We start from the raw sequence: 17,566 nt of genomic DNA on the forward strand, positions 1-17,566 counted from the left end.
TCACGTTCCTGACGAAACGGAGACACCATGAATAAATCTGTACTCCTTTGCGTTGCGCCGCTGTCCGCCGCGATCCTCGCCGGCTGCGGCGGCGACGATTCGATCTCGCCGGCTTCCCCGCATTTGAGCGCCGCGACGCCGGCCGCGATGACGCAGACCTGCGACGCGCTCGCCGCGCGGCTCGCTTATGCGAACACGTCGTTCACGTCGGTGACGACCGCCGCCGCGGGCGCGCTGACGGTGGCCGGCAAGCCGATCGCCGAACACTGCGTGATCGCCGGGAAGATGAACGAGCGCGTGAGCCCCGTGGACGGCAAGACCTACGCGATCGGCTTCGAGATGCGCCTGCCGAAGGCGTGGAACGGCCGCTTCTTCTACCAGGCGAACGGCGGCCTCGACGGCAACGTGCTGACGGCGACCGGCGAGGTCGGCGGCGGCGGGCCGCTGACGAATGCGCTGAACTTGGGCTTCGCGGTGATCAGCTCGGATTCGGGGCACAGCGCCGCGCAGAATCCGCTGTTCGGGCTCGACCCGCAGGCGCGCCGCGACTACGGCTACGCGGCCGTCGATGCGCTGACGCCGATGGCGAAGCAGGTGATCCGCGTCGCGTACGGGAAGGGGCCGGACCGCAGCTATTTCGGCGGCTGCTCGAACGGCGGGCGTCATGCGATGGTGACGGCGGTGCGCAACGCGGCCGACTACGACGGGATCGTCGCCGGCGATCCGGGCTTCCATCTGCCGAAGGCGGCGATCGGCGAGATGTATGGCGCGCAGCAGTTCGCGAAGATCGCGTCGGCGACCGGCGCGAACGGGCTGCCGGACCTTCGCAGCGGCTTCACCGACGCGGAGCGGCAGTTCGTCGGCGCGAAGATCGTCGAGAAATGCGACGCGCTCGACGGCGTCGCGGACGGCATGGTGCAGGACGTCGCCGCGTGCCAGGCGCATTTCAGCGTCGACGCCGACATCCCGATCTGCACGAACGGCGCGCGCACCGGCGCGTGCCTGACGGGCGCGCAGAAGACGGCGCTCGCCAACGTGTTCGCGGGCGCGCGCAACAGCGCGGGCGCGGCGCTGTATGCGAGCTTTCCGTACGATCCGGGCATCGCCGGCGGCGGCTGGGCCGCGTGGAAGCAGTCGAATTCGGTCACGCTCGACCCGGCCGCGATGGCGTTCACGTTCATGACGCCGCCGAAGCCCGCGGCGACGCTCGCGAACCTGCCCGGTTTTGCGCTCGGCTTCGACATGGATAACGACGCGCCGGCGATCTTCGCGACGAGCGGTGTGTATGCGGAATCCGCTTGGTCGTTCATGACGCCGCCCGACGAGACGAATCTGTCGGCGCTGAAGGCGCGCGGCGCGAAGCTGCTTGTCTATCACGGCACCGGCGATCCGGTGTTTTCGTTCAACGACACGAGCGGCTGGTATGCGCGGCTCGCGCAGGCGAACGGCGGGGATGCGTCGGATTTCGCGCGGTTCTATCCGGTGCCGGGGATGAACCATTGCTCGGGCGGGCCGGCGGCGGATCAGTTCGACATGCTGACACCGCTGGTTGCGTGGGTCGAGCAGGGGCAGGTGCCGGAGGCGGTCGTCGCCACGGCGCGCGATGCGGCGAATGCGATTCCGAACGCGGAAGTGCCGACGGCGTGGGGCGCGGGGCGGACGCGGCCGCTGTGTCCTTATCCGAAAGTGGCGCGATATAACGGGGCGGGGGATGTGAATTCGGCGGGGAGTTTTAGTTGTCGGTGACGTGAGGCGGGGCGAGTGCGCCGAATCATTCATGAAAAATCCGTGGTTTGAGTCATATCCTTATGGACAACTTTTCGCCATCTTAAAAATCAAGGAATTACGCGGGCCACATCAAGGTGCGACGTGACGCTCAGGAAATCACGCCGCAACCCGGATCGCCTCGTGGCAAGGGACTCCGGGTGGCCCGCCCAAAAAATAATGAAAAGATGTGTATCGCGAGGTGAGTTTTAGTCTCATTTTCGCTTTCCGTTTTTAGAACAAGTCTGAATTCCTGCATCGTTTGACTGCCAATCGAATTTAACAATCGATAACTATAAATGTAATATTCGATCGCGAATGGCGGGTGCCTGTGTTATTTTCCGATGATTCGTCATGCGAATGTGTCGTGTGATAAAGGGATGATTGAATCTGGGCAATTTATCCGCACCGGAAAGTTCCATTTGTCTGGATTCGGGGGCATCGGATGCCGGGTGGAAGCCGGTCAATGCACTATGACCGGATGCGCATAGGCCAGTGCGTACGCAATATGAAAACGGCGGGAGATCGAGAGGATCAGCATGGTGGAATTCGACCGTGTGACAAGAAATCTGACGGGGCGGCAATCCGCGCATCTGAAGCTGATGCGGCGCAAGCCGAAGCGCGATCCGGCGACGGGCGAGCTGCCTCCCGTGCCCACAGTGTCGGTCGTATCGTGGGTCGTGCGCGAGGCGATCTGCGAGCCGTACAGTGTTAAGGCGGTAGTTACCACGCCGATTGCGATTCCGAGAAAGACGGTGCTCGGGCAACTCGCGAAATTTTCGGTTCAGCCCGAGGACGGACGCACCAAGCGCGAATTTGCCGGCTTTGTGACGCAGTTCGACTCCGTATCGGAATCCCGTGATGGTTACACGTACCGTATTGTGATGCGCCAGCATCTGGCCGTCATGGACGGCCCGAGCAATTGCGCCACGTACCAGGGAATGGCCTCGTGGGAAATCATCAAGGAGATTTTGGCGCGTTACGACCTCCGCTTCTGGATGCAGATCGAATTCAATCTGCGCCGTGAGCATCCCAAGCACCCGTTCCGTTTCCAGTACAACATGGGCGACTGGGACTACATCAAGCTCGAGATGGAGCAAGCGGGCCTGTACTGCTACACAAAGGCCGGTGAGCATGGCGACGTGCTGGTGATCGCGGACGACGTTGACGGCTATCTGCGCCCCGCAATACCCGTACTGGATCGTCCCACTGCCGGGCTGGCGACCTTCGAGGAATCGATCTTTTCCTTCAAGGTCCGCTCGCGCGTCGTGCCGGAATCCTATGTGGTTGCTGACTACAACCCCGAGCAGGCGTGGGAGCGCTTCCGTGACGAGGACCGCGTCGTATCGGACGACGAGACCGTGATCGGCAAGCCCTACGTCTGGGGCACGCATCACGACGATGCCAACGGGGCCAAGCGTGAGGCGCAGTTGCGCCACGAAGCGGCACGCGCCAGTCAGATTCATTACTCGGTGGAGTCGACCGTGCTGGCGATCCGGCCCGGCAGTATCGTGCAGTCTGATCGGGCGCTTGAGGATGCGGACGCGGCCATGTTTGTGACAACGGTCGTGCACCGCGGCGCGCGGAACGCGAGCTACGTGAACAGCTTCACCGCGATTCCGGCTGATCGCCCATACCGGCGGGAAATTGACGAGCGTCGGTGGCCGAAAATCCCCGGCACGCTAGGCGCGACTGTTACGTCACCGGACAAGTACAAATTCGCCTACCTGACCGACAAAGGCGAGTACGTTGTGCGGTTTCACTGCGACTTCGGCAACTGGCCCAAGGGCGGGGAAAGCGTTCCGTTAAGGCTCGCCAAGCCGTTCGCAGGCAAGAACCATACGGGCATGCACATGCCCGCGTTGGACGGCGACGAAGCCCTGATCGGCTTTCGCGAAGGCAATCCGAATAAGCCCTTTATTGTGGCCTTTATCCACAATAGTGAGCGTCCCGACCTGATTAATTCATCGCGACGGCGCATGTCGCGTAACGAAATCCGAACGCAATCCGGCAACAAGTTCTGGATGGACGATTGGGACAATCAGGAAGGCATCGAACTCGGTACGGAGCACTCCGGTCGCTCGCAACTCCATCTCGGCCATATGGTGGACCGCGCACTGAACCAGCGAGGCGCGGGTGCCGAACTGCGGACTTCAGGGCATGCGGTCGCGCGAGGCGGCGCGGGTGTGATGGTGACGGCCTACGACCGGCCGGGCGGCGAGGGCAAGCAGCTTGATATGGCCGAGACGATCGCGCAACTCAAGGAAATGTTGGCGCTTGCCGAATCGCTGGCGAAGTCGGCCGAGGCGTCGAAGGCATCGCCTGCGGATACCCAGGAGCAAAAGGCGATCAACGACGGGCTGGACGGATTGAAAAGGCCCGATGCGGTCATCACCGCGCCGGGATCCGTTGGCGTGGTCTCGGGCGACGGCGTGCAACTCGCCGCCGATGGTTCGATCATCGGGACCGCGAAGAAAGGCATCCACTTAAGCGGGCTCAAACAGATCACTGCGGCTGCGGGCGGTCTGTTGTCACTGTTTGCGCGGAAGGGTATGAGCCTGATCGCGTCGATCATTCCCTCTCACTGCTGCTCAATGCCGAGCAGGTTCCGCGTGAACGCATCCAGCATTTCTGGCACAGCCGCCTCAAAGGCTTGGCGCAACACGCGACGATGGGTGCGATCAAGGAGAGCGGGTTGAAGACAGTTGAGCACGCACTGGACAAGGCGGCAGGGCAGCAGTCTCCGGTGGCGCGCTGGTTGCTACAGGCGCTGGCGGCGAAGATGGCGCATTACGGACAGGGGGCGCAACTGCTGGCCCTGCCTCACGGCGATGGCATCGCGCTCAATCTGGCCGCGAAGGAATCGACACCCGTGAAGGTGCCGTGGAAAGCGAGTTACAACTACAGCCTGTTTCCGTTCTACGAATTCGCGGCGTTGAGCATGTTGTTAGGTGCGATCTTGCTTTTTTTGCCTGGCGATGGCGGATGGTCGACAGGGCATACCCTCTTTTCTTGCATGATCGCCTTGTTTTTCGTGCTTTCTATTGTTATGCGGCTGGTAACGCACAAATTGCATATCGATCGATTCTGGCGTGACTTCGGGTGATTGCCATGTTCATTTCTGCACGCTTATTATTGATCTGGCTATTTTTGATTGCCGATGTTGGCGTCATGAACGCCATAACATGGTTTTCCTCGAAGGAGATTGGGTCGCCGTTGCTGCTGCAACTATCACTGATTTTCCTGGGTGCGGCAATCGGATTGATTACGGGCGAGCTATGTTGCATGCGGCAATGGCACGTTGCGAGGATGTTGCATTTTGAGGATGTCTTGGATGGGGTGTGTCCCGATCACGAATACACCATCAATGACGAAGCCATCTGGCGCTGGTATGTGAAAAGTGGTTCGCCGTGGTGGCTGAACCCGCGTCGTAAGCGGCCCCGTGTTCGGTGGGCCGATACATGGCGGCGCTTTGAGGCGTATGACCGTGCGATGAAGCGCCGGTTACACGCAGTTAAAAATCATGGAAGGTAAATATTTACGTCGCCTGTTTTGCTCTGCATAAATTCGGATCTGTCTCATAGGCATATGCTGTCGTGGAGTGGCAACCTTCTGGCTCAATCGGATCGGATTTTCCTCGCAAATGCAACGTCTACTGAATATCTTGTTGCGGTATGAATGAAAAATATACGCTGGAGCAGATAAGGGAAGTATGGTTGAACGCCTATTTCAATGGGGAGACGGATTGGCTCGCGTATCTGGAGGCTCCCCTATTCTTTGTAAAGAGAAATGGCGAGCTGATATCCAAATCAGAGCAGATAGAATTCATTGAGAGAAGTCGGGCAAAGTTTCCGAGCAAGAGGGCAAATGTTGTCGAGTTCGGGGAAACAGTCGCCGAGATGAAAAAACACGATCACTGGGTCACCGTATCAGGTTCGGCATGGATCAAGAGAAACGGAGAGATCGTCAGTCAATGTGATTTTTTTGAATTGTGGCTGATGGTCGAAAACCGATGGCAGATCGCGACGCTGTGCATCGAAGATATCGACCGCACCCAGGAGACGCAACGATGACGCAAGATTCGCGTTTCCCCGCACGTATCTTCGGATCGTCAAAATCGGCCAACAGATTGGCGTCAGCAGTCTGGTGACATTGCCGACTAGCCAGAATCTGGGCAGGTCGCCGTGCAATCAGAGCGATAGATGCTTCAGCTGCACGAGACTGGATCGAGAATCACGCCTCCAGATCAACGGGCACCCCCAACCCCACCTTCACCCGCCCCATGCTCACCAGCGTCTTGAACCGCTTCACGTTGTTGTTCGAAAAGAACAGCTGCCGCGTGAGCGCGTTGTACTGATCCATATCCCGCACGGTGAGGATCAGCACGAAATCCCACTCACCCGTCACGTAGTAGCACTGCTGCACCTGCGGACACCGCTCGAAAGTCCGCTTCATCGCATCGATCTGGTCGATCTGCTCGCTCTCCATCTCGACGTTGACGACGATCGTCAGCGCATATCCGACCTTCTCCGGCGCGACGACGGCCGTGTAGCGCTCGATCACGCCGTCTTCCGCGAGGCGGCGCAGCCGCCGGTTCACCGCGGCCGTCGACAGGTTCACGCGCGCGCCCAGTTCGTTCTGGGGCGTCTGCGCATCCCGCTGGACTTCCATCAGCAGCTTGCGATCGAACGCATCGAGAGAGGTGGTCATGATTTCGCGTGAAGCCTCGCCAAAGTGAGAAATTGTTGCGCAAAGCTGGCTCAGTTGGGGATTTTATTAACCAGCCTGCGCAATATTATTTTGCTCATCGAGGGCAGGCGCAACCGGCGCTTTCCCGCTGCGACTCAACCGACGGACCTCTGCCGAGGCCGCCACTCCGGAGCAAGCCTGCCATGCTGATCGCCAATCCCCGGTCGTCACGCGCCCCTTATCCCGACGCGCTGCGGCGCGTGCTGAACATTGCGACCGCCGACGAAAGCGGCGCGTGGCTGTCGAACTGGCCGCTCCTCGGCGCCACGCCGACGCCGTTGTGGGACCTGCCCGACGCCGCCGCGCAACTCGGCGTCGCGCGGCTCGCGGTCAAGGACGAGTCGTTCCGCTCGCCGCTCGGCAGCTTCAAGGCGCTGGGCGCGCCGGTCGCGCTGCTGCGTCTGGTAAAGCGCCTGTGGCGCACGCACGACCTCGACCCGAAGGACCTGATCGCAGGCCGCCACGCGTCGCTGCTCGCCGGCCTGACCGTGATCAGCGCGACGGACGGCAATCACGGCAACGCGCTGGCCGCGGCGGCGCGCTCGATCGGCTGCCGCTGCGTGATCGTCCTGCATGCGAAGGTCGGCGTCGAACGCGAGCGCGCGATCGCCGCGCACGGCGCGGAGATCGTGCGGATCGACGGCAACTACGACGAATCGGTCGTGCGCGCCGCGCAGCTCGCGCATGCAAACGGCTGGCATGTGGTGTCGGATACGTCATACGATGGTTACGAGGCGATTCCGCGCGACGTGATGCAGGGCTACGGCGTGATCGCGGCCGAACTCGTCGGCCAGGCGGCGGACACGCCCGGCGCGCCCGCGTTCACGCACGTGTTCCTGCAAGGCGGCGTGGGCGGACTGGCCGCCGGGGTCGCAAGCTATCTGTGGGAGCGTCACGGCGCGCGGCGGCCGCACTTCATCGTCGTCGAACCGCGGCAGGCCGATTGCCTGTACCAAAGCGCGCTCGCGGGCCGCGCGACGAAGGCGACCGGCGCCGTCGATTCGGTGATGGCCGGCCTTGCGTGCGGCGAAGCGTCGCCGCTCGCGTGGGATTTCCTCGAGCCGTGCATCGATCACTTCCTGCTGATCGACGACGACGATGCGGTGCGCACGATGCGCCGCTTCGCGACGGGCACCGGCCGCGACGCGCCGCTCGTGATCGGCGAATCGGGCGCGGCCGGTCTCGCGGGGCTCGCCGCGCTGATGCGCGACCGCGAACATGCGCGCGCGGCGGGGCTCGACGACACGTCGCGCGTGCTCGCGATCAGTACCGAAGGGGCGACGGCGCCGTCGGTCTACCGGCAATGCGTCGGCGAATCGGCCGAAGCCGTGCTGGCGCGCCAGCGCGACTGGCTGGATCGCACGGCAGCCGCCGTCGCCGTGTAACGGGCATCGGCATGGGCATCGACATCGACGAGGAGTTCGGCATGGAAAGCACGCTGCAAGGACAACTGAAGGCCTGGCGACAGCACCTGCATCGCTATCCGGAGACCGGTTTCGATGAAGTGAAGACGTCCGACTTCGTCGCGACGATCCTGACGACGCTCGGGCTCGACGTGCATCGCGGGATCGGCGGGACGGGGCTCGTCGCGAGCCTGACGGCGGGAAACGGCAAGCGCGCGATCGGCCTGCGCGCCGACATGGATGCGCTGAACATCGCGGAAAGTGCGCCCGGCCGCGCGCACGCGTCGCTGACGCCCGGCAAGATGCACGCGTGCGGTCACGACGGACACATGTCGATGATCCTCGGCGCGGCGCGGCTGCTCGCCGAGCGCAAGGACTTCGACGGCACCGTGCGCTTCATCTTCCAGCCGGCCGAGGAGCACGGCCGGGGCGCGAAGGCGATGATGGCCGACGGGCTGTTCGAGCGCTTTCCGGTCGACGCGATCTTCGGCGCGCACAACATGCCGGGCATGCGCGCCGGCACGTTCGCGACGCGCGCGGGCGGCATCATGGCGAGCGAGGACAATTTCGTCATCCGTATCAATGGACGCGGCACGCATGCGGCGCGGCCGCATATGGGCGTCGATCCGATCGTCATCGCGTCGCAGGTCGTGCTCGCGCTGCAGACGATCGTGTCGCGCAATCTCGACCCGGGCCGGCAGGCGGTGATCTCGTGCACCGAATTCATCACCGACGGATTGCGGAACGTGATCCCGTCGACCGTCACGATCAAGGGCGACACGCGCAGCTATTCGCGCGACGTGCAGGCGCTGCTTGAAACGCGGATGCGGGAGATCTGCGAAGGCATTTGCCGCACGCATGGCGCGGACTGCGCGTTCGAATACACGCACGAGTTCGCGCCGACGGTGAATTCGCCGGAATACGTCGACGTCGCGGTGCGGGCCGCCACGAACGTCGCCGGGGCGGAGGGCGTGGACGCGAACGTCCAGCCGATGATGATCTCGGAAGACTTCGGCGCGTTTCTTCATGCGGTGCCCGGCAACTTCATCTTCATCGGCAACGGGGACGCGCCGGGCAACGGCGGCGTGCCGCTGCACAACGCGAGCTACGACTTCAACGACGAGATCCTGTCGATCGGCGCGCGATATTTCGCGGAGCTTGCGCGGCTTGCGTTGCCGGTCGTGTGAGAGCCGGCCGCCGCGTCCGGGCCGACGCGTGCGTTCGCCGCCGGCCTCCCGCATCACACCATCAAACCAGCTCGCCGAGACAAGCGTCGAACTGCGCGACCAGCAGGTCGACATCCTGCGCGGTCGTCTCGGGGCACACGAGCATCATGTTGTGGAACGGCGTGATCAGCACGCCACGGTTCAGCAGGTACAGGTGCACGATGTGCTCGAGCTCGCTGTCGAGCTGCCGGCCGGCGATCGTGCCGTTGCGCGGCGGCGTCGGTGCGAACTGGAACTCGGTGCGCGCGCCGATGCGCGTCACGCACCACGGCATCCCGTGTTTCGCGATCGCCTGTTCGAGCCCTGACGCGAGCCGCGCGGCCAGGTCGAACATGTGTGCGTAGGCCGCGTCCGTCGCCACTTCGCTCAGCGTCGCGCGCATCGCATGCATCGCGAGCATGTTCGCGGTGAGCGTCGTGCCGATGCCCGAATGCCCGGGCGGCGCGCTCAGCTTCGCCTGTTTCGCGCGCTCCGCGAACGCCGCACTGAACCCGTAGACCGCGCACGGCACGCCGCCGGCGATCGGCTTGCCGACCACCAGCACGTCGGGATCGAGCCCGTGCGCCACTGCATAGCCGCCGGGCCCGCTGCTGATCGTGTGCGTCTCGTCGATCACGAGCAGCGTGCCGTAGCGGCGCGTCAGCGCGCGGGCTTCATCCCAGAAGCCGGGGTCGGGCAGCACCATCCCGATGTTCGTCATCGCGGGCTCGGCGAGCACGCACGCGACGTCGCCGTCCTTCAGCGCCGCTTCGAGCGCCTCCGGATCGTTGAATTCGACGACGCGCGTGTTCGCGAGCAGGTCGTACGCCTGCCCGAGCAGGCTGTCGCGCTGCACGGGGCGGCCATCGACGAGATCGACGAACACGTCGTCGACCGTGCCGTGGTAGCAGCCGTTGAACACGACGATCGTGCTGCGGCCGGTGGCCGCGCGCGCCCAGCGCAGCACGAAACGGTTTGCATCGCTCGCGCTCAGCGCGAACTGCCAGACCGGCAGCCCGAAGCGGCGCGCAAGTTCGCGCGACACCCATGCGGCGTCCTCGCTCGGCAGCATCGTCGTGTAGCCGCGCGTCGCCTGCTCGGCGAGCGCACGGGCGACGGCTTCCGGCGCATGGCCGAACATCGCGCCCGTGTCGCCGAGACAGAAATCGGCATAGCGATGGCCGTCGACGTCGGTGAACGTCGCGCCGCGCGCTTCCTTCACGTACAGCGAGAACGGGGTCGACCAATCCTGCATCCAGTGCAGCGGGACGCCGAACAGCAGGTGCTCGGCGGCTTCCGCGGACAGTGCGCGGGATCTCGGCATCGCTTCGGCGAACGCGCGGCGCTCGCGGTCGAACAGCGCGCGGGCGCGGGTGAGGTCGACTCCGTGGCGGGAACGCAAGTTGGGCTCCTCTGGCAAGGTTGAGCGGGTGATGCCTGAGCGAGCTTGTCATATTCCGCGCGCGGGGTCGATCAGGGCTCGACCGCGTATCTGTCTGATCTGAAGTTTTTGCGCATAAACGTACGACAACAGATGTTCTTGAGGTGCGTTCCTGAAGTGAGTGTGCGCTCACATATTTGCAGGCGCGCGGCGTTCAACCGCCCGGACGGTTTCGCAAGTGTCGCCCGGGGCCGATGCAGGCGGCACCGCAATCGCGCGGCGTTTGCCGGCCGCTTCGCTGCGTCATGCCAGCGCCTTGACCATGTGGTGTTCGTCGTAGAAGCGGCCGTCCACGAACAGCGACCGGGGCTCCGTTCCGAATCGGACGAACCCTTGCGATGCATACAGCCGTTCCGCGGCGCCGTTGATCTCGTTCACGCACAGCAGCAGTTGGCGGCATTGCCATGCCTGTGCCGCATGCGCGGTCGCACCTTCGAGCAACGATTGTGCGATCCCGCGCCCGCGATACGCGGGATCGACGAACACGCCCCAGATCGTCGCCTTGTGCGCGACCTTCGCCCGCGCATCGCGGCGCACGCCGGTGATGCCGACGAGCGTGTCGCCTTCGAATGCGCCGAACACGGCCCGCGCGGGCGTCGGCGTGATGCGCGTCGCGAATTCGGCAACCGACACGCCGGCTTCTTCATCGCGGGTCGGCAGGAACGAGGTCGGTGAAGTCTCGACCGCCCGGAGGCGCAGGGACTGGAACAGCGCCGCGTCGGCGGCGTCGAGCAGGCGAATCGTGATCATGTGTCGTTGGTCTGGTCGATCGTCGGAATCCGCGGCGCGTCACGCCGCGGGGCGCGTCCATGCTAATCGGATTCGGCAATGCCTGTCTTGCTGATTGAAGCCGTCGCGATGAGGTGCGGATGAGCGCAACCGTGTCGTGCTTGTCGGCTGGCGTGCGCCTGAACGACATGATCCACGCCGCGGGTTCGGCTGGCCGATCTCGCGGCGGTCATTCGCTGGGGCCGTGCGGCAAGGCGGGAAAGCGGGCTGCCCGGAATCGCGTGTCGCGTGCTTCCGGAGCGTGAGCTTGAGGATGGGGGAGGAGCGTTGCGCCGCGCCGTATTGGCGGCGCGTACGAAGCAAAGCGGGCGGCGCGGCGAGCGACGTCGCGCCGGTCAAGGGCACGACGTCGACCGACGACGTCGTGTCGCCGAAATCAGTACCGCGACAGCTGGCTGCCGTCGATCCGCACGCGGTCGCCCGGGCGCAGGTCGCCCGGCGTCGGTACGTCGAACGCGCGCGTCGAGCCGTCGCTGACCTGCACGTCGACCCGGTAGCTGCTCGGCGCCTGCTGCGCGCCCATCTGCTGGCCGATCTGGTTGCCGGCCACCGCGCCGCCGAGCGCGCCGATCACGGTCGCCGCATCGCGGCCGTGGCCGCGGCCGAACTGGTTGCCGATCACGCCGCCGAGCAGCGCGCCGACCACGGTGCCGGCGACACCCGCCGGCGCCACGGCGCTGCTGACCGGGCGGATGTTCGTGATCGTGCCGTACTGCGTGCCGTATTGGTTGCCATACTGGTTTCCATACTGCTGGTTGCCGTATTGCGAATCGTACGGAGACGGCGCCTGGTTCGGATAGGCGGGCTGTTGCTGCACGTAGCCGGGCTGCGAGTACGCGGGTTGCGCATAGCCGGGCGTCGCGTATTGCTGCTGCGGATAGCCCTGCGCGCCGTACGGGCCATAGCCCGGCGCGACGCAGGCAGTCAGCGGGAGCGCCGCCACGGCGACGAGCGAGGCGAACAGAACGGTCTTCGTGGAGGGCATGCGCTTCATGATGTTTCCTGCATCGGCAACGTGTTCGCCGAGGGGATCGAGGGACGGGTGGCGAACTCGGCGTGAGTATAAGGAATGGCCGCAGGCGCGTCCGGAGCGGCCGGGTAACAACGTGTAAAGTCTGTTGCCGCGTAAATCCCGCGGTCTGTATGGCCGGCCCGCCTGAGCGCCGCGCATCGCGAAATCAAATGCGCGGCATCGCGACATTTAATTGGCGCTGCGTACGGGCGTCCGATATGGTGACCGCATTCCCTACTCACGGTCGCGCGGCGCCGGCTGCAATTCCTCCCCTGTCCGCTGCGGCGCGATCGCCTCATCGCCACCGTGTCATGACTGACCGCATCTTCATCAACGCCGTCGCTCCGGACGGCCAGCCCGTGAACCTCGTCGTCCGCGACGGCCGTTTCGTCGCGATCGGCCCCGATTGCGCGCCGCCGCCCGGCGCGGACATCGTCGATCTCGACGGACGGCTCGTGCTGCCCGGTTTCGTCGACGGCCACATCCATCTCGACAAGAGCTTCGTCGGCGATCGCTGGGTGCCGCACGAACCCGCTGCGACGCTGCGCGAGCGCCTCACCGTGGAGAAGCGGCTGCTCGCGGCCGCGCCGCCGATCATCGAGCGCGCGAATGCGCTGATCGCGCAGGCGGCGGCGTTCGGCACCGTCGCGATGCGCAGCCACGTCGACGTCGATGCAACCACCGGCCTTGCGAACCTGCATGCGGTGATGGCCGCGCGCGAGCAATGGCGCGGCATCGTCGACATCGAGCTGGTCGCGTTCCCGCAGGCGGGCGTCGTGTCGTGCCCCGGCACCGCCGACCTCCTCGACGCGGCCGTGCGCGAAGGCGCGGACGTGGTCGGCGGCATCGACCCGACGACGCTCGACGGCGACGCGGACGGGCAGCTCGACATCCTGTTCGGGATTGCGGAGAAGCGCGGCGCAAAGCTCGACATCCACCTGCACGAGCCGGTGCAGACCGGCATCGCGCAACTGCTGCGGATCGCGGCCCGCACGCGCGCGGCGGGGCTCGGCGGGCGCGTTGCGGTGAGCCACGCGTATGCGCTCGGCCAGGTGCCGGCCGACGACGTCGCGCGCACGGCCGCGGCGCTGGCCGACGCGGGCGTCGCGATCCTGACGAATGCGCCGGGCGACTGCGCGTTTCCGCCGGTGCGGCAACTGCGCGCGGCGGGCGTGAACGTGTTCGCGGGCAACGACAACATCCGCGACGCCTGGTGGCCGTACGGCAACGGCGACATGCTGCAGCGCGCGATGCTGGTCGGCTATCGCTCGGGCTTCTACGCCGACGACGAGCTCGGCATCGCGCTCGACATGGCGACGCGTGCGGGTGCGCGCGTGATCGGCCTGCCGGACTACGGGCTCGCGGCCGGCTGCGACGCGACCTTCGTCGCGGTCCGTGCGCCGAATGCGGCGGCGGCCGTCGCGGGCGTGCCGGCGGAGCGCTGGGTCGTGCGGCGCGGCGAAAGCGACGCGGGCGCGCCGCTCACGCCGGCGCTGCGGTTTGCGCGATGAGACGGTCGCGCATCGCTTCGAATCGTTCAGACGAATGGATATGCCGATGACCAGCCTGCTGATCCGCAGTCTCCGCACGGGCGCCGGCGACGCGCTCGACCTCCTGATCGACGGCGGCCGCATCGCGCGGCTCGGGCCATCGCTCGACGCGCCGGACGGCTGCGCGGTCGAGGACGGCGCGGGCGCGCTCGTATTGCCCGGCCTCGTCGAAGGCCACACGCACCTCGACAAGACGCACTGGGGCATGCGGTGGTACCGCAACGAAGTCGGCCCGCGCCTCGTCGACCGCATCGAGAACGAGCGGCGCTGGCGCGCGACGAGCGGCCACGACGCCGGCGCGCAGTCGCTGGCGCTCGCGCGCGCGTTTCTCGCCGCCGGCACGACGCGGCTGCGCACGCACGTCGACATCGATACCGACGCCGGGCTGCGCCATCTGCACGGCGTGCTCGCGACGCGCGATACGCTGCGCGGGCAGATGGACATCCAGATCGTCGCGTTCCCGCAATCGGGCGTGCTGAAGCGCCCCGGCACCGACGCGTTGCTCGCCGACGCGCTGCGCGCGGGCGCCGACCTGCTCGGCGGGCTCGACCCGTGCGCGATCGAAGGCGATCCGGCCGAGGCCGTCGACGTGCTGTTCGGGATCGCCGAGCGTTTCGGGCGCGGGCTCGACATCCATCTGCACGAGCCGTCGACGATGGGCGCGTTCTCGCTCGACCTGATCCTGCAGCGCACGGCCGCGCTCGGAATGCAGGGGAAGGTGACGATCAGCCACGGGTTCTGCCTCGGCGAGATCGACGAACGCGCGCGCGACGCGCTGCTCGCGCGGATGGCCGCGCTCGGCGTCGCGCTGGTTACGACCGCGCCGGCGTCGGTCGCGTTGCCGCCGCTGGCCGCCTGCCGCGCGGCGGGCGTGACCGTCATCGGCGGCAACGACGGGATACGCGATACGTGGTCGCCGTACGGATCGCCCGACATGCTCGAGCGCGCGATGCTGATCGCCATGCGCAACGATTACCGCCGCGACGACGCGCTCGAGACCGCGCTCGATTGCGTGACCGACGGCGGCGCGCGCGGCTGCGGTTTCGCGGATTACGGGCTGCAGGCCGGCCGCCGCGCGGACCTCGTGCTCGTCGACGCGCTGACGCCCGCCGAGGCGGTCGTCGCGCGGCCCGTGCGCCGGCTGGTGGTGTCGTCGGGGAAGATCGTCGCGCGCGACGGCGTGCTGGTCTGAAGCTACAAGCGCCGAGGCTGCCGGGCCGCGGCCTCAGCGCCGCTCGCGCTCCAGCATCGCGGCGAGCGCCTTCGTCAGTTCCTTGACCATCGGATCGGCGGTGGGGCGGTGCAGGATCGCGATGTCCATGTGCTCGATCGGCGCGAAACCCTGCTTCGCGCTCAGCGCGACGTGCTCCGCCGTGACCGCGCGCGCGGGCAGCACGCTGATGCCGAGCCCGTCGGCGACGGCGGCCTGGATGCCGCTCAGGCTCGACGTCGTGAAGCTGATCCGCCAGCGGCGGCCGCGTTCCTCGATCGCCTTGATCATGTCGTCCCGGTACAGCCCGCGCGGCGGAAACGCGACGATCGGCACCGGGTCGAGATCGATCGACGGATGCTTCGCGCTGTCGATCCACTTCAGCTTCTCCGGCCAGCGCACGACCGCTTCGCGGCTGTCGCGCCGCTGCTTGATCAGCACGAGATCGAGGTCGCCGCGGTCGTATGCGGCGCTGACGTCGCGGCTCAGCCCGCAGGTGACTTCGAGCTTGACCTGCGGATGCCGGCGCTTGAACGCCGCGAGCGCGTGCGTCGTGTTGCCCGCCGCGAAATCGTCGGGCACGCCGAGCCGGATCGTCACCGCGACGGTCGCGCCCGACAGCGCCTCGAGCATCTCGTCGTTGAGCGCGAGCATCCGGCGCGCATAGCTGAGCACGGTCACGCCCGCGTCGGTCGGGCGCACGTCGCGCGCGCCGCGATCGAGCAGCCGGTGCCCGGCGATGTCCTCCAGACGCCGCACTTTCTGGCTGACGGTCGACTGGGTCGAATGCAGCCGCGCGGACGCGGTCGTGAAGCTGCCGCAATCGGCGACCATCACGAGTGCGCGCAGCAGGTCCAGGTCGAACAGCGGTCTATTCATTTCTGCACTTCTGCGGGTTCGAGCATTTCATTTCCCAATACGTGCTGCGATTTTTAGCATGCGCTGACGCGACGGGCAATCGCTGCTTCACCCGGGCGGGTGCTGTGTGCGGGTGGTGCAATGGCTAGGGTCTGTTTACATACGGAACGCACATGCGTTGCCACGAGAACGGCCGCTCGCGAGGCGCGCGACGCCGCGAATACTTGGACGTATCGCCAAGGAGCGCAACGCGGCGAGCGGCCGTTCTCGTGGCAACCCCAAATTGAAAAAACCATTCCAGGGGAATGCCCGAAATCGCCCGTATGGCGGCGTCGCTCGTCGCTTGTTTGGCACGGCCAAACGGCGCTCCTCACTTCTTGCCCTACGAGCGATTTCGGGCATTCGCATGTGCGTTCCGTATGTAAACAGACCCTAGTGTTCCGTCCCAGAAATAACTTTGCATGGCCGAGCCACTTTCTGAAGGATGGAATCGGCGGTTGCCGTCCAGACGAACGGACGTTTGTGCTGGTTGTACTGCTCAACGTAGCGTTCGATGCTGGCAATCAGCTGGCGCACATTTTTGAACGAGCCGCGCCGGATGGCCTGCTGTGTGATCAGGCCAAACCAGCGCTCCACCTGATTGAGCCAGCTCGAATACGTCGGCGTGAAGTGCATGTGATAACGCGGGTGCTTCGCCAGCCATGCCCTTACCTTCGGGTGCTTGTGCGTTGCGTAGTTATCGACGATCAGATGCACGTCAAGATCTTCCGGAACCGCTTGATCAATGTGATTCAAAAACGCCAGAAACTCCTGATGTCGATGACGCGGCTTGCATTGCGTGATGACTTCGCCCGTCGCCGCATTGAGCGCAGCAAACAAGGTTGTCGTGCCATGCCGTATATAGTCGTGCGTAACACCTTCGAGGTAGCCCAGCCCCATCGGCAACACCGGCTGCGTACGCTCCAGCGCCTGGCACTGGCTTTTCTCGTCGACACACAGCACCAAGGCGTTGGTCGGCGGGCTCAGATACAGCCCGACAATATTGCGCACCTTTTCGACGAAGTACGGATCAGTCGAAAGCTTGAAGCTCTTCGAGCGATGAGGCTGGACACCGAACAGCGACAAATACCGGGCCACCGAACTCTTCGAAATACCCGTTTGCGCAGCAGCAGAACGCACACTCCAGTGCGTTGCCCCGTCGGGCTTCTCATGCAGTACCTTCGCCAGCAACTCCGCCACGGCTTCATCGTCATGCGCGCGCGGTCGCCCCGGGCGTGCTTCGTCATGCAGACCGGCGAGCCCATGCGCGACAAACCGCTTCTTCCAGTGCGTGATCGCAGGAGACGTTACTTCACATTGCGCTGCGATTTCCTGGTTCGTACGACCGTCAGCCGCCATCAGGACAATCTTTGCCCGGCGCACCAACGAATGAGGCAGCGAACGCGAGCGGCTCATCGACAGCAATTGCTCCCGCTCCAGTTCCGAGATCACCACCTCGATTCTCTTGCGCGCCATGATCACCTCCACTCAATTTCGCTTGATCATAGAGCAACACAATTCCATGTAAAGTTATTTTTGGGACGGA

At 65.2% G+C, this 17,566-nt stretch carries 15 protein-coding genes; 9 read left to right on the plus strand and 6 right to left on the minus strand.

The window, feature by feature from the left end; all coding sequences use genetic code 11:
• Positions 1-27 precede the first annotated feature (27 nt).
• From HWX31_RS24905 to HWX31_RS24925, 5 genes are all read left to right on the plus strand, one after another.
• On the plus strand, positions 28-1,746 hold the full coding sequence (locus HWX31_RS24905; RefSeq protein ID WP_174960838.1) for a tannase/feruloyl esterase family alpha/beta hydrolase: 1,719 nt from the start codon (positions 28-30) through the stop codon (positions 1,744-1,746).
• A 557-nt stretch (positions 1,747-2,303) separates the two neighbouring features.
• The gene (locus tag HWX31_RS24910) at positions 2,304-4,463 is read left to right on the plus strand and encodes a type VI secretion system Vgr family protein (RefSeq protein WP_174960840.1); all 2,160 of its coding nucleotides are present in this window, start codon (positions 2,304-2,306) and stop codon (positions 4,461-4,463) included.
• On the plus strand, positions 4,460-4,870 hold the full coding sequence (locus HWX31_RS24915; RefSeq protein ID WP_174960842.1) for a hypothetical protein: 411 nt from the start codon (positions 4,460-4,462) through the stop codon (positions 4,868-4,870). Before HWX31_RS24910 ends, HWX31_RS24915 begins: the two co-directional genes overlap by 4 nt.
• A gap of 5 nt (positions 4,871-4,875) precedes the next feature.
• Complete coding sequence (locus tag HWX31_RS24920; RefSeq protein WP_174960844.1) at positions 4,876-5,298, plus strand: hypothetical protein; 423 nt, start codon at positions 4,876-4,878, stop codon at positions 5,296-5,298.
• A 182-nt stretch (positions 5,299-5,480) separates the two neighbouring features.
• Positions 5,481-5,837, plus strand: coding sequence for a hypothetical protein (locus HWX31_RS24925; protein ID WP_174960846.1), 357 nt, complete (start codon positions 5,481-5,483; stop codon positions 5,835-5,837).
• 160 nt (positions 5,838-5,997) lie between these two features.
• On the opposite strand, the gene HWX31_RS24930 is transcribed toward HWX31_RS24925, so the two are convergent.
• Positions 5,998-6,474 carry an Lrp/AsnC family transcriptional regulator gene (locus HWX31_RS24930; protein ID WP_174960848.1) on the minus strand — a complete coding sequence of 159 codons (477 nt, stop codon included), beginning with the start codon at positions 6,472-6,474 and terminating at the stop codon, positions 5,998-6,000.
• Between the two features lie 182 nt (positions 6,475-6,656).
• Here HWX31_RS24930 and HWX31_RS24935 point away from each other — a divergent pair, with 182 nt between their 5' ends.
• Positions 6,657-7,898, plus strand: coding sequence for a diaminopropionate ammonia-lyase (locus HWX31_RS24935; protein WP_174960849.1), 1,242 nt, complete (start codon positions 6,657-6,659; stop codon positions 7,896-7,898).
• A 41-nt stretch (positions 7,899-7,939) separates the two neighbouring features.
• Positions 7,940-9,103: a M20 aminoacylase family protein gene (locus HWX31_RS24940; RefSeq protein ID WP_174960886.1), complete on the plus strand. Its 1,164-nt coding sequence runs from the start codon at positions 7,940-7,942 to the stop codon at positions 9,101-9,103.
• 61 nt (positions 9,104-9,164) lie between these two features.
• Here the strand turns inward: HWX31_RS24940 and HWX31_RS24945 are convergent, their stop codons facing one another.
• The 3 genes from HWX31_RS24945 to HWX31_RS24955 form a co-directional block, all read right to left on the minus strand.
• The gene (locus tag HWX31_RS24945; protein WP_174960851.1) at positions 9,165-10,523 is read right to left on the minus strand and encodes an aspartate aminotransferase family protein; all 1,359 of its coding nucleotides are present in this window, start codon (positions 10,521-10,523) and stop codon (positions 9,165-9,167) included.
• A 282-nt stretch (positions 10,524-10,805) separates the two neighbouring features.
• Positions 10,806-11,312, minus strand: coding sequence for a GNAT family N-acetyltransferase (locus HWX31_RS24950; RefSeq protein WP_174960854.1), 507 nt, complete (start codon positions 11,310-11,312; stop codon positions 10,806-10,808).
• A gap of 415 nt (positions 11,313-11,727) precedes the next feature.
• Positions 11,728-12,345: an outer membrane lipoprotein gene (locus HWX31_RS24955; RefSeq protein ID WP_042584767.1), complete on the minus strand. Its 618-nt coding sequence runs from the start codon at positions 12,343-12,345 to the stop codon at positions 11,728-11,730.
• Between the two features lie 329 nt (positions 12,346-12,674).
• Between HWX31_RS24955 and HWX31_RS24960 the strand changes: the two genes are divergently transcribed.
• Both HWX31_RS24960 and HWX31_RS24965 read left to right on the plus strand, forming a co-directional pair.
• A complete protein-coding gene (locus HWX31_RS24960; protein WP_174960856.1) occupies positions 12,675-13,874 on the plus strand; it encodes an amidohydrolase family protein in 1,200 nt (399 codons plus the stop codon).
• A gap of 46 nt (positions 13,875-13,920) precedes the next feature.
• Positions 13,921-15,105 carry an amidohydrolase family protein gene (locus HWX31_RS24965; protein WP_174960858.1) on the plus strand — a complete coding sequence of 395 codons (1,185 nt, stop codon included), beginning with the start codon at positions 13,921-13,923 and terminating at the stop codon, positions 15,103-15,105.
• A gap of 33 nt (positions 15,106-15,138) precedes the next feature.
• Here HWX31_RS24965 and HWX31_RS24970 read toward each other — a convergent pair whose 3' ends face one another.
• Complete coding sequence (locus tag HWX31_RS24970) at positions 15,139-16,002, minus strand: LysR family transcriptional regulator (protein WP_174960860.1); 864 nt, start codon at positions 16,000-16,002, stop codon at positions 15,139-15,141.
• Positions 16,003-16,413: 411 nt separating this feature from the next.
• Entirely contained in the window at positions 16,414-17,496 is a 1,083-nt protein-coding gene (locus HWX31_RS24975; RefSeq protein WP_175933976.1) for an IS630 family transposase, read from the minus strand.
• Positions 17,497-17,566: the final 70 nt, after the last annotated feature.

The sequence above is a fragment of the Burkholderia ubonensis genome, from assembly GCF_902833085.1.
Classification (GTDB): domain Bacteria; phylum Pseudomonadota; class Gammaproteobacteria; order Burkholderiales; family Burkholderiaceae; genus Burkholderia; species Burkholderia ubonensis.